The organism is Nocardia violaceofusca NBRC 14427 (assembly GCF_963869435.1).
Lineage (GTDB): Bacteria > Actinomycetota > Actinomycetes > Mycobacteriales > Mycobacteriaceae > Nocardia > Nocardia aobensis.
On record NZ_CAWMPM010000009.1, the window covers coordinates 120,048 to 133,709 of the forward strand.

Here is a 13,662-nt window from a genome sequence, read left to right on the forward strand (position 1 = left end):
GTATAGGAGGGGGCTTCGATGCGTGGTTTGAGTGTCCCGGCGGATGTCGATGGTTCGATGAGCATCTCCGATTTTCCGGGGCCTCGCTCACCGATCCTGCCCGAACCCAAGGAGGCCGATCTCGCCTGGGCGCGTGCGCATCCGGGCGAGTGGCGGTACTTCGTGGATCCGAGGGTCGACAAGGCATCGGCCACCGAGGTCAATGTCATCGGCGGTTGGTATGCGGACGAGAAGGGCGCAATCGAACCTTGGTTGAATCCAGCGTTCACGCCCTCCCCAGGATATGACTCATACGGCATCGCAAGCCACTTGGAGCTGGCGATTTGGCGAGTCGATTACGGATTCTGCGAGCTGGGCCACTTCATCGACGTTTTCAGCCGCAGCGATGTGATCATGGAGCTGCCCGACGACGATCCCGAAGGGCAGCGAGGTTGGCCGCTCGAGCCGTTCTACACCGGTGAGGAGATACTGCGCATCTATACCTCCGCCGGGCACCTGCCACCGACGACCAATCCATGGCTTCGGCGGACCGTTTCCGGCCGCGCGATCCTCGAAGAGGTATGTCCGCGCGAGCGCACCGTCGTGGTGATGAACGGTGGCAGCGCTCCGGGCCTCGAGTTACAGGGGTCGTGGCTGACGCGCTGGTGGCGGGAATGGCAGGACGCTGAGCGGGCTCGCCGCGCCGAAGGACCGAACTCGGATGGATAAGTGGGAGCGGGAACAGATCCGGGCCGCCAATGATGGTCTGCGATCGACCTTGGACTCCATTCAAAGCGATTTCGACCGTGAGATAGGCGAATTGGCGGAGCTCCAGCACAAGCTCGCGGCGCTGAAGGTACGTGCGACTACGCCGAGCGATCTTGCCCGGGTGACGATCAACGGTTCGGGGATGGTCACGGAGATAGATATCGTCGATGATGCGTATCGGCGTAGCACTCCCCGGCAGTTGACAGAGGAGTTGAACGCGGCGATCCGTGCCGGCGTCGATGCTGTGACACAGGCTCGGGCAAAGCTCCTCGAGCCGGTTCGATCGGTGATCGACGGTATGGCGGATCTCGACGAGGTCATGCCCGGCATGCCCAGTATGCGAGAACTTCGGCGACAGTTCTCGGAGTTTCCGCAGCCGGAGCAGTAGAGCCTGTTGCGCCGCTACAAGTTTCGTGGAACCCGACGCGGCACCGCTGCGTCCAAGTCGAGGACGGAGCAGCTGATGAGGGAGCGTGGGCGTGGTTGACTTCTTTGCCGACCCCGAGCGGTTGCGCGCGATCTCGCCCCAGTTCGAACAGTTGGGGGAGGAGGTCGAAACCGCCTTGGAGAAGCTGCGACAAGGTCTCGATGCCGAGGGGCGCTGCTGGGGCGGGGACCGCCCGGGCACGGAGTTCGAAAAGAACTATCCGCAGGAAGGCGATGGCAGTGTCAAGCAGACGCTCGACGAACTGAGCGCGCTCGCAGCCAAACTGAAGTCGACCGGCGACAAGATCACCGGTACGGCCGGCATCGTCCAAGACCAGGATCGCGCCAATGCGGACGGGATCGGGAAGGCATAACGGGGGTTGTCGTGACATTGTGGCGGCCGCCGCAAATTCCGTACCTGTCGGATTTCCTCTTCGGTCACTGGCCCGATGGTGACGAAGACGCCATGCGACGAGCGGCAACGCACTGGTCGGATATGGCGAATGCGCTGAAGGAGCTGCAGAAGCCGGCCGATCAGTCGATGGTCGACGCTCTCGATGCGATCGACGGTAAAGCCCACCAGGCGATGGCGAGCTACTGGGCGGATATCTCCGGTGGTGACGGCAGCGACCTGCAACGCCTCATCAATACGTGTGAGTCCTTCGCCGAGCAGCTCGAGCACGGTGCCACCGACATCGAACACACCAAGCTGACCATCTATATCTCGGCGATGGTCATGGTCGCGATGACCGCGTGGTCGTGGGTTCCCGGCGCCGGGCAGGTAGGCGAGGTGGCGGCCGCCGCTGCCGTCAAGGTGACGATTCGTGCGGCGGTGGAGAAGCTGCTGACCGAGATCACCACCAAGGGCGCGGCCTTCGTCGCCCGGCGGCTCGCAATGCGCGTGGGCGCCAAGGTAGCTACGCAGGCGGTGATCGGCGCCGGTATAGGTGCGGGCACCGATGCTGCGGCACAAGGCATTCAGCTGGCGGCGGGCCACCGCCAGGACGGGTTCGATCTGGCCGGCTTCTTCCGGGCAACGGGAGCCGGGGCCGTCGCCGGAGGTGTGGCCGGGCCGATGAGCGAAGGCATCGGCGGCAATCTCGCCGGGCGGCTCGCCGGCGGGGCCGAACCCGGGCTGGTCGCCGGATTGGTCGGCAAGAATGTGGCGGAGGTGCCGGCCAACGTCGTCGGCAACGCAGCGGCTCAGCTCGCGACCAACCCCGATCATTCGATCGACTCCAGCACTTTGCTGGAGGGCGCCGGGGGCGGCCTGGCCAGTAAGCCGGGGCCACACAACACGCCGCACGGTGATGCTACGACCGGTCCCCATGCCGATTCGCCGCCCGAGAAGCCTGCCGCGGGCGGTTCGGAGCATTCGGCGAGCGCCGATCCGCCTCCGCGGCCTTCACCCTCGGAGGTGGGGACTCCGTCCGCGGCCGACGGCACGCATCCATCCGGCACCCATCCGGATCCGGGGGCCATGCAGGCAGATGCCCCTCCCTCCGCGCACCAGGGAAACGGTACCGATCATGCGGCCACTGTCGCGGCCGGGCACGAGACATCCGTTGCGGCTCAACCCGACTCGAACGGCGCGAGCCAGGCCGGTGATGCCAAGCCTCCGACCGAAGCGCGGTCGAACGCCGGGCCGCAGACTCCCGAGCCTGGATCGACGAATCAGCCGGCACCCGCACAGGCGGCGACGCCGTCGCCCGATCGTTCCGCCCCACCATCGCAACCGCAGGCTCCGAACGCCGCGCTGGGGGATCGGCAGATGCCCGCAGCGCGCCCGGCGCCGGACGTCGCAGCGCGACCGGATGCACAAACTCCTGCTCCGGATCGCAATGCACCGCAGCGGGTTCCGGAATCTTCGCGCCCCCCGATCACCGATGCGCCGGTGCACCGGACAACCGAACCCCCGACCGCCGGCGCCACACCGCGCCCAGAGGCCACGCCCACTCGACCAGGCCATTCCGATGCGCCGCCTCGGCCGGATGCCGCCGTCCGACCGGTTCCCGACTCGTCGCATCGTCCGCCGGTTGGCACCGAGCGGCCGTCGGGCACGCCAGGGCGTCCGGACAATCCCCACACACCGCCTCGCTCAGCTCACCCGTCGGGCGCGCGGAATCCAAAAGACCTACAGCACACTGGGGATCCCGCTCATCGAAACGACGCGTCGGCGCCGCACGAGCCAGGCAGGCCCGCCGATTCTCGTTTTCCGGAGCCGGGCAGTGCACATCCGGATTCTCCGCGCGGCGATCGTGTGCCCGGAGATGCTCCGCGACAGGATGTCTCGAACGGAAACCGTCGGCTCGATCAGCCGGCCGGGCGACCGGAGGGCGTCGATACCCCGACGGGCGCCCGCGCCGATGGTGCGCAGCAAGCACAAGCGGTGCCGGTCGGTGTACCGACTCCCGCTCGCGACCGCGGGTCGGATCACCACACCGCCGCGCACGAGGAACCCGGTCGCCCGACGGATCATCGACACAGTTCCGATGGTGACAACGCCGGTCTGGAGCAGTCGCAGAGCGGCGGCGCTATCCGCCCGCGCAACCCCCTCGATGTCGCGGCACAGGACAAGTGGGCCGGCGAGGCCTACGACACCATCCGCTCTTCGCGCAGCGACGTGCACGACATGGTCGAGAATCTTGCACAGGTGCCGCGCGAGGATGGTTCGGTTGGCTTCACCGAACACGAAATCGGCCAGGTGAAGCAGCACCTGTTCGAAGAGGAACACAAGCTGAGTGTGTTCGACGACAACGGTAACGTCGTCGGCCACGAGAACCGTCGCTTCGATGCCGACCCTGATATCGCCGAGGCATGGATGCGTCTGTCTCGCGGCGAGCCGCTACCCGCCGACATCAAGCTGCTGGAACACGAACTGGCGGAATCGAATTACCTCCGTGAACACCCGGATGCCAGCTACCGCGAGGCGCACGCTCACGCCAACACCAAAGCCGACTGGGAAAGCGACATCCCCGAGCGCACCGGCGAGAACTACCAGAACTGGGGAGAAAAAGATGGCCCTGTACGTGATCTACCGGAAGACGGCGGAAACCGAGACCGAAGTGACCTACCGGTTCGGGAGCAGCGAGACGGAGCTGAACCGCGAGCTGGTGATCGAGAAGACCGGCCCGGCCGTCAAAGCGGCGGACGGAACGAACGACCCGCTGGTGATGAAAGTAGCCGGACGCATTCTGGCGCGGAAGGGCAGCGACCCGAACTGGCCGGGCGGGGGCGGGATTCAGGCCTGAGCGACCGGTCGACGGAGCCTGCGCCGCCTGGTCGAGTCAGTGATTCACCATCGGTTGCAGGACATCCGGAGGGTGAGCGGCAGAGGCATCCTCCGAGCGCGGAAGATGCGCGTGGACGTGGCGGCGCACACAACCCATGGGAGCCCGGTCGTGGTCCGCTCGATTTGACGGCCGGAGAAGAACAACTCGTCGCGAGATACGCCGAAAAGAAAGGTATGACCTTCGAGGAGGTCGTCCGTGGTATCCACGACGGCAGCCTGAAAATTGGTCAATACGAAGTCTATAAACGTCAGGCCGAACGGCCGGTACTGCAGACACCAGATGAACTCACCGCCGAGTATCTGACCGAGGCGATCGTCCACAAACTGCAGAACCCTCTTGCACTGCGCAGATACGCGAATCTCGAACCTGACGTTTTCCGCCCGGGCTGCCCCGACGACGAGCTGCCGAAGCACCTGACCAGGTCGATGCCTGATGGAGCACTCGACAGCGCCGTAGATCGGGTCGATGTCAGTCGCATGTTCGTAAGCACTCGGGATGACGGATTGCGCCCGATGTGGCGTGACCTGGCTGCAGGGGATGAGTACCTCGACGCGAAAAACGCGCTGTTTCGAATGGACTCGCGAGGGCCTGAGATATTCGGACCCGGCTTTTCGTCTCGCGACCCGAGCAACCTCAACATCGGCTCTCACGTCGGACACACCGGTGGCGGGCAGGCCGACGGGTTCGTATCACTGTCCGAAAGTCCTGAGCGAACTGTCGCGCGGGAACGGCACATTGCAGCTGACGACCTGGACCGGCTCGCAGATCTGGGACAACTGGAGCGGCTGCCGGACGGCACCTTCCGGCAGATGCGCTACATGCACGAGCTGTACCACCCGGGCGGCATCGATGTGGATGCCACATTCCATGACGCCACGGCGGTCAGCCCCCTGCATGCCGGCGGGCACACGGAAGCGGAAATCCTCGCGCCCGGGGGTATCTCCGGTGATGCCATCTTCCGTGTGTGGCCGCGCGAGATCATCGTTGATGCGAGCGGCGATCCGGTATCGGTCAAGGTTGGCGAACCCATCTACAACCCGCGGTTTGCGCACCTCGAGAATCCGCGCTTCGCGGCGAGCCATGAACTTTCTGGTCGCGAACGCCTTGCATCGCAACACAATCCGACCGAACCAGTGCGCGCACGCGACCGGCCGTCCGAGCCGTGGTTGTCGTCGCGTGCACCCGAATCCGATTCGCCGATACCGCCACACGAGCCTCGTCGCGACGCGCCGACACCTCGACAGGAGCCACATTCCGTCGGCCCGAATCCTGACCGAGCTCCCTTGTCCAACCGTCCGCCGGAGCACTTCCGCGCGCCACACACCGGCGAATCGGCAACGCGCGCACCGCTGCACGAGGGGCCGGGACCGCACCAACCCGTGCATGCGCCGAGGCAGCCCGACCCGCGCACTCCCGCTCCGCTACCGGATAATCGGGCACCGGAGTCGAACCCGCCCGACCACGACTACGGTCGTGGATCGAGTCCGACCCCACCATGGGTCAACAGCACGCCACCTCGTCCTGTGGAACATCCTCGGCCGGCACCAGGACCTGTGCATCCCCACCCGGAAGCTCCGTCGCCCGTGCAGCGCAGGCCGGATATGCGCGGGGCCACCGACCATGGGAATACGAATCCGACGCCGCCGCATCACCCGATGGATCGGCCTCCGACTCGCTCGGTTCCGAATCATGAGCCTCCACGATCTGCTCCTCGGTCGGGCGAGGCCGCGCCGAATCACGCGCCGCCGCACGATCCGCGGCAACGCCCAGTGCCGGCGCCGCGAGACAATTCCAGTAGTCCGCACGGCCCGCGAAGTGAAGGGGGGCACCCGCAGCCGCGGCCGCTGTCCCCGGAGGTGCAGCGTGCCCAGCACGCGCGTCGCGAGCGTGAGTTCTATCGGAACCAACGTCCGGAGGGCGATCGGGTCATCCCGGTCCGTACCGACCGCGACAGTCCACGGCCTGCCTTCGACGTCCGGCGCTATCCGAATGCCCCGGGTGGCCCGGTAGCTGTCGTGAGACTTGGGGTCAACGTCACGCACGACGGTCACATCTCGCCTCACGACGTTCAACGCCTGTGGGAGAACGCCCAATTCGCGACCGACCGCGCTTTCAATACTGGCTGGAGGTTGCTCTCCGGTGATCGCGTGCTTGTGGATCTTGTTCATACAGCCGACCCCAACGCGGCGAACATCCATATGCACGTGAGTGATTCGCCTGGCAGCTGGCATCCGGGAACCCCGCCCGAGGCGATCGCGCGGCAGCTGCACCAGCAACTCGGGCTTTCACCGGAATCACATCTCGGCCTCGGGACGGGCAGTGTGCGCGAGTTGAGCAACGCGATCGCTCATGCGAATACCGATTCGGCAGTGGAAAGCCCGGCGCAACACCGCAACTACGGAACCGGAAACCTACGGTCGGTGGAGCGCGCCGAGTATCAGGCCATGGTGGAGGATGCTCTCCGCGACGGTGATCGGTTCCAGGTAGGTGCAGATCCGCGTACCAACGCTTACGGCCGTCTGATCAACGACGGGGGTCCTCGGGTTCAAGGGCGTGGCAACAACTGTCTGGACTGTTCCTTGTCGGCGTTGGCTTCATTCCACGGACGGCCGGAGGTGTCAGCGCCAAGGTGGCCGGATGTGCTGCCCGACAACACGATCGACAGAAGCAGTGGTGAGATCCACGGCGTGGAGCGAGCGGCGAACTGGATCGGTGACAGCCTGCATCAGTTCCAAGACGGTCGCCCGCTGCCTGAACAGTTCGTGGCTCTGCACGACATGATCCGACAGATGGGGCCCGGGTCCTCGGCGCTGGTAGTCAACGAATGGCACGCTCGGGACCTGATGACCGGCGAGCTTCTTTACGAGCGCGACGGATCGCCTACCCGGGGTGGCACCCACGCCACCGTCATCGTCTACCCGCGCGACGCGACTGGACCAGTGTGGTGGGATCCGCAGGCCGGGACGATGTCGGCACACCCGCCGGAACATATGGTGGGCGGTTCGCTGCGTTTGTGGTTTACGCCCATCCCGGATCCGCGAGGAGGAACACATGGCGGAGTACCGCACCCAGGAACAGGTGGAGGAGTACCTGGCCCGCATCTTCAACCCCGAGCGCAGATTTCGCCTGTACCCGTTCGAGATCGGTTGGCTGGTTCAGTCGATCCCAACCCAACAGGAGATCGATACGGGCCAGAACGTGGGCATGACCAATCTGGTGATCGACGCGGACAACGGGACGGTATTCGAGTACCCGAGTTGGAGCGGCATGATGATCGCGGACGACTTCCGGGAGGCGAAGCAGACCGGCCGCCCGCCGACGGCGTATCAGATCTACCCACGCCAATGGCGGCTGAGCATCAGGCGCATCCAGGAGGATCCGAACACGATCCAGTACGACGTCCAGATCCAGTCCCTGACCGATCCCCCGCAGGAGAACGCCGAGTACCAACTGACGATCGACAAGACCACCTTCCGGTACCAGCCGCCGGCGCCGATGGCGGGCAACGTCATAGCGTGGGCGGAGATGCGGAGCAGTCAGGACGGGATCTGGCCGAGCGAGGGGACCTGGGAGATCTAGGAGAGAACGACGGGCAGGCGCCATCGGCCGATCCGCGTGCGGGCGACCACGAAACACCACACGCGGGCGACGGAATGACCGAGCAGGCTCCGAGGCTGCCCGAAGGACCCCGCCTGGAGGAACTGTTCGGCGCCGACGGCGACTACACCCCGCGTGCAGACGAATTCCGTGCTGCCACAGTTGAAGATCTTGGAATGGGTGACCTCGCGGATCTGCCGATCGAGGAGCGAACCCGCATCCAACAGGCACTGCAGGTAACGGCGATGGTGCCACCCGAACAGGTGCGATTCACCCAACGCAGTGTCAGCCGTGCGACCTCGGATGGATTGTCGATTCCCGATTTGGCGGATGCGATGGCCGCAGGTGGGTGGCGCGGTGGCCCCGTGCATGCAGTGACGTGGGCCGACGGACGTATCGCCAGCCTCGATAATCGCCGCGTAACCGCCGCGCGCATGGCAGGGCTCGACCACGTACCGACGGCGTTGCACGCTCCCACTGACCGATTGGCTGACTGGCCGCACGAGTGGGACTCCGATCGTCGTGCGCGTAATGCGCTCGGTGTCGATATTCGCGAACTGCCGGATGGCCGACTGCGAGTCGGTGGCGACGAAGGAGTCGTTCGATACCGCCGCGGCCAGGTAGCCGAGACGTGGGGCGAAATTGCCCTCTTCAGGGCAGCGGAGCAGCGCAGTCTATTGCCCGGCGAGCTCGGCGGCTCGGATGAGGCACCGGTCTACGCGGCGAAACCCGCCAGGGCAGTCGACGTGGAGCTGTCCGCGGACGAAGTGAATGAGATCGCAACGGCGGTTCGCGATGCACAACCTACTGCCGACCGAGTGCTGGATGATTTGCAAGGCATCCTCACCGAAGTGACCGATAGCCTCGGTCTGCGGTCGGATCCACCGGAGATGCGTGGCGAAGACCACCGAGTCAAATCGCCGGAATCGCTTGGGCGGAAGTACTTTACCGAGCGAATGCCCGAGGAGAGTGTCACGGGCTTTCTCGACCGGGTCAACGATGTTGTCCGTTTCTCCGTTCGGTTGCCGGAGGAGCGCTACCTCGAGTCGTTCGAGGCTACAATCGAACGATTGAAGGAGCATGGTTACGAGATGGTCGACATAAAGAATTTCTGGCGCGAGGGAAATCGCTACTACGGGATGAATACGACAGTCAGGACCCCTGAGGGGCGGCTGTTCGAGTTGCAGTTTCCGACCGATGCCAGTTGGCGGGCGAATAAACTGACCCACGAATACTACGAGGTGTTTCGGCGTTTGGACGAGCCGATCGAGCGTCGCGTACACGCATTTTTGAATACGCTTCAAATCAACAGCAATCTCGGTCTAGGTCAGAATCTACCAGCCCGCCAGGATGGCACACCTTCTCCTGTTGACACCGGGTTCGCCAAGTGGCTTAGGAAGAACCCAGATGAATGGCAAACCTACTTGATATGGCTTAACGAGAACGGGCGCTCATTAACCTGGGTGGTCGACCAATTCGGCCTCGATGTGCGAGCTCTGACGGGGGATGCGTTCTATCCCGGGAAGGAATAGGCATGCTTTATTACAAAGCTGTATGCGAGGGGGATTACGGCACGACGCGTCCCTTCACGATGTTCGTTACTACTGACAGATCGAACGACGCGCTTGTGTGGAATCAAGCTATCCAATCATGGCAATACGATCCGGCACGCGTTCGCGAATTCACCTCCGATCACCGAAATTGGGATCGGTACGAACCGGTTGACCGGTCCACGGCAGAGGACTTTTCGCGCCGTCTTGCGGTAGACGGCTCTGCGGCCAGTGAGTTGCCCAGTGAAGACTGGATCGAGTGGTTCTTTTCGTGGAAGGGTGATCCGCCCGAGCGCGAAGACGTCTCCTGGAATGACGATCTATATGTAAAAGAGGCGAAAGAGGCACAACAGCGCCGGTCCAGCGAATCCGACTGAACTGGGCAGCATATGGACGAGAGGTGTCGATCAAGCCGGGATGGGAGCGATGATGAACCTCGGTGGGTCCACTTTCGCTTCTGCAACCGGACGATGCGCCTTATCGAATCGCCCGGCGGGGTTGTATCGGGGCAGAAGCTATGTTTGCGTACGGGCTTGTTCGGGCCGGCTACGCCGGAGGATATCGACAAGGTGCTGAAGGCCGGCTCGGGTATGGGTTTCGTGGAGCTTTCAGAAGAGGAGTTCATACGCGAGACCGAGGATGCGCGTAGTTGCTATCTGCGAGGATATGGCCCGATTTTCGATATCTATCGCGAAATCGACGCTGTTTACGATGAGGCGAAACAGTCTGGCCGGAAACTTGATTCGGTAGCGAGGGATCGCGTTCTGTCTCTGTGTCGGCGAGCTTTCGACATGTGGGAAGTCGACGCGGCACGCCGGGCCGCCGGTTATCCGCCTTCTTTCGAATACGAACCGGTAGGCGCGTGACCGCGGCGAAGTTCGAACCCACAAGGTTCAACGGGGTTCGTTTGCTCATCTGACCGTCGGAAGAACGCGAGCCCGGCGGCGGCCGCAATTTCCCGGGCGACCTACCGCCGCGACCGTCCCATCCGTGACCACCCGAACAAACCCAGCGCGATCGCCAAGCCCAACGCGCCGATGATGCCGATCGTCCGCAGGTTCGAGTTGCCGTGGGTTGTTGTCGGCGCGGCGGCGGTCGGGGTGTCGTGGGCGGGTGGGGAGGCCAGGGCGACGTTGGTGTTCGAGTCCTCGCCGGTGTTGCGGTCGGGGAGGGAGCCGATGGTCGCGCCGGCGGGGAGGGCGAAGGCGTAGTCCAGGAGGCGGGCGGCCTGCTCCGGTGGGCGGATGGGCAGGACGTCGGCCTTGAGCAGGGTGACGACCAAGCGGTGGCCGCCCCGTTCGGCGGCGGTCACGAAGGTTTGTCGCGCGTCGTCGGTGTAGCCGGTTTTGCCGCCCAGGTCACCGTCGTAGTCGTAGAGCAGGTGGTTGTCGTTGGCGATCGGGAAGCCGGGGTGGTCCTTGTCGTCGGGGATCGCGGGGTTCGCGGGATAGCCCGGGAAGTCGTACTGCTCGGTGTGGATGATCGAGGCGAAGGTGGGGTTCTGCATGTCGTGGCGGAAGATCGTCGCCAGATCGTAGGCCGAGGTGCTCATCCCGGGGCCGTCCAGGCCGGAGGGGGTGGCGGCCCGAGTGTCCATGGCCCGCAACTGTTTCGCCATCGCGTTCATCTTCGCGACGGTGGCCTCGTCGCCGCCCAGCTGGGTGGCGATGGCGTGGGCGGCGTCGTTGCCGGAACACATCAGCAGCGCGTGGAACAGCTGGTCGTTGGTGTAGCGGCCACCGGGACCGATGCCGACGCGGGTGCCGTCGGCATTCGCGTCGTCCTGCGTGCCGATCACGACCTGGTTCGGGTCCAGTGCGGGGAGTGCGACGGCGGCCAGCAGCGTCTTGATCGTCGACGCGGGCCGGTAGCGGCCGTGCGGATCCTTGGCGCCCAGCACCTTGCCGGTGTCGAGGTCGGCCACCAGCCACGCGGTCGCCGAGATGTCGGCGGGCAGCGGTGGTGCTCCCGCCGGAACCACCACTCCGCAGCGCCCGAGTTTGTCGCCGCCGATCGGATCCGATGGCACCGGTAGCGGCGACGGCGTCGTACTGCCGGGCGCCGGCACCTCCGAGGTGTCGATCGGCGGCGGCGGAGCCGTCTTGTTCGGGCACGAATCCGTATTCGGCGTGGTGAACGGCGTAGGGGGCGGCGCGGGGGCCGCGGCTGCCACACCGAGCCCGGTGACCGTGGTGGCGCCCAGCAGCCCGGCAGTCAGTACGGCGCCCGCCAGCGCGCGGGATCGGCGGAAGCGGGCGGTGCGGGACATGCGGGTGTTCATCGATATGCAGCTTATGCGGCGTGGCGCGATGGTGCCGCGAACACCCGCGGCCAGAGTATTGACAGAGACTATGAAATGAGAGTTACTATCAAAATATAGACACACCCAACTGAATGGAAATGTCATGAACTTGCGGAGATCATCGGAATCGCCCGCACTCGCCGAGACCGCGGCGCGAGAGAACGCGACCGGCAGCCCGGAACCCGGCAGGCCGTCGGCCACGAACCGCGAAGCGCACACTGCCGATGCGCCGGGCGCCGGGCGGGCGCGCTGGCTCGCCCTCGGTGCGCTCGCGCTCGCGATGCTCACCATCGGGCTCGACACCACCGTGCTGGTCGTCGCGCTGCCCACCATGGCCATCGACCTGCACGCGAATACCGCTGCGCTGCAATGGTTCACCACCGCCTACACGCTCGCGCTGGCCGCCGTGATGCTGCCGGCGGGTGCGCTCGGCGACCGCTACGGCCGCAAGAAGTTCCTGCTGGCGGCGCTGGTCGTCTTCGGCGGGGCGTCGCTGTGGTGTGCGCTGGCGACCTCGGCGGGGATGTTGATCGCCGCCCGCGCGGTATTGGGCATCGCGGCGGCCGCGATGATGCCGCTGTCGATGTCGGTGCTGCCCAGCCTGTTCCCGGCGCAGGCCGAACGCCAACGCGCGCTGACGATCTGGGTCAGCTCCACGGCCCTGGGTCTGCCGCTCGGCCCGATCGTGGGCGGCTGGCTGCTGAACCATTTCTGGTGGGGATCGGTCTTCTTGATCAACGTTCCCTTGGTCGTGGTCGGGCTGATCGCGGTGGCGCTCCTGGTCCCGGAGACCCGCAGCGATTCGGCCTTCCGCATCGATCTACCGGGTGTGCTGCTCTCGGCCGCCGGCATGCTGGGATTCACCTACGGATTCATCCGCTTCGGCGAACAGGGGTGGGGCGACGGCGCGGCCTGGGCGGCGGTGGCCGCCGGTGCGGCACTGCTGGCCGGCTTCGTGTGGTGGCAACGGCGGATCGCGCATCCGCTGGTCGATATCGTACTGTTCACCAACCGTGGCTTCCGTTGGGGCACCGCGTATTCCGTCTTCGTGAACTTCGCGATGTTCGGCATGTTCTTCACGGTGCCGCAGTACTTCCAGGCGGTGCTCGGCGTCGATTCGCTCGGCAGCGGGCTGCGGTTGCTGCCGCTGATCGGCGGGCTGGTGGTCGGCACGCGCGCGGTCGACAAACTGCTGCCGAAACTCGGCGCGCGCATCGTGCTCAGCGGCGGCTTCCTGATCCTCGGCGCCGGTCTCGCCATGGGCGCCATGACCCAGGTGAGCAGCGGCTACGGCTATACCGCCGCATGGACCACGATCCTGGGCTTCGCGATGGGCCTGGTCATGCCGGCCGCGATGGGCATGGCGATGGGGCAGCTCGGCGCCGAGCGCGCCGGCTCGGGATCGGCGCTGTTGCAGGCGCTGCGCCAGGCCGGCGGCACCATCGGCGTCGCGGTGCTGGGCACCGTCCTCGCCACGCAGTACCGCTCCGACCTGGGGTCCTACAACCACGAGCCGATATCGGACGGCGTGAACGCGGGCGTCGCGGTGGCCCGGGCCACCGGCAACGGTGACATGCTCGCCCACGTGCAGTCGGCCTTCGTCTCCGGGATGGGCGCGATGCTGTGGCTGTGTGCGGGGGTGTGCTCGGTGGCGGCGCTGCTCGCCGCGATCCGGACCCGAAGCGGGGAGCCGGACCCGCACACGCGCGCCGATGCGGGAGAATCGGTGCATGTCGGCTGAGTCGAA

General features: G+C 65.4%; 8 protein-coding genes. 7 read left to right on the forward strand and 1 reads right to left on the reverse strand.

The features are described from left to right. The first annotated feature begins 57 nt into the window (after positions 1–57). The 6 genes from AC5592_RS08760 (at position 58) to AC5592_RS08785 (ending at position 10,479) form a co-directional block, all read left to right on the forward strand. Positions 58–708 (forward strand): hypothetical protein, encoded by a 651-nt coding sequence (locus tag AC5592_RS08760; RefSeq protein WP_157121689.1) that lies wholly within the window; start codon positions 58–60, stop codon positions 706–708. After that, positions 701–1,135 carry a YbaB/EbfC family nucleoid-associated protein gene (locus AC5592_RS08765; RefSeq protein ID WP_063063905.1) on the forward strand — a complete coding sequence of 145 codons (435 nt, stop codon included), beginning with the start codon at positions 701–703 and terminating at the stop codon, positions 1,133–1,135. The genes AC5592_RS08760 and AC5592_RS08765 overlap by 8 nt, the downstream gene beginning before the upstream one ends. An 85-nt stretch (positions 1,136–1,220) precedes the next feature. Further along, positions 1,221–1,547 (forward strand): WXG100 family type VII secretion target, encoded by a 327-nt coding sequence (locus AC5592_RS08770; RefSeq protein WP_063063906.1) that lies wholly within the window; start codon positions 1,221–1,223, stop codon positions 1,545–1,547. A gap of 11 nt (positions 1,548–1,558) precedes the next feature. Then, positions 1,559–9,595 (forward strand): toxin glutamine deamidase domain-containing protein, encoded by an 8,037-nt coding sequence (locus AC5592_RS08775; RefSeq protein ID WP_157121691.1) that lies wholly within the window; start codon positions 1,559–1,561, stop codon positions 9,593–9,595. Positions 9,596–9,597: 2 nt separating this feature from the next. Next, positions 9,598–9,990: a hypothetical protein gene (locus tag AC5592_RS08780; protein WP_157121693.1), complete on the forward strand. Its 393-nt coding sequence runs from the start codon at positions 9,598–9,600 to the stop codon at positions 9,988–9,990. A 93-nt stretch (positions 9,991–10,083) separates the two neighbouring features. After that, positions 10,084–10,479, forward strand: a complete 396-nt coding sequence (locus tag AC5592_RS08785; RefSeq protein ID WP_063063912.1) for a hypothetical protein — start codon at positions 10,084–10,086, stop codon at positions 10,477–10,479. Between the two features lie 101 nt (positions 10,480–10,580). Here the strand turns inward: AC5592_RS08785 and AC5592_RS08790 are convergent, their stop codons facing one another. Then, positions 10,581–11,894, reverse strand: coding sequence for a D-alanyl-D-alanine carboxypeptidase family protein (locus AC5592_RS08790; protein WP_063063913.1), 1,314 nt, complete (start codon positions 11,892–11,894; stop codon positions 10,581–10,583). A gap of 301 nt (positions 11,895–12,195) precedes the next feature. On the opposite strand from AC5592_RS08790, the gene AC5592_RS08795 reads away from it, so the two are divergent. After that, positions 12,196–13,656, forward strand: coding sequence for an MFS transporter (locus AC5592_RS08795; RefSeq protein WP_063063969.1), 1,461 nt, complete (start codon positions 12,196–12,198; stop codon positions 13,654–13,656). Positions 13,657–13,662 lie beyond the last annotated feature (6 nt).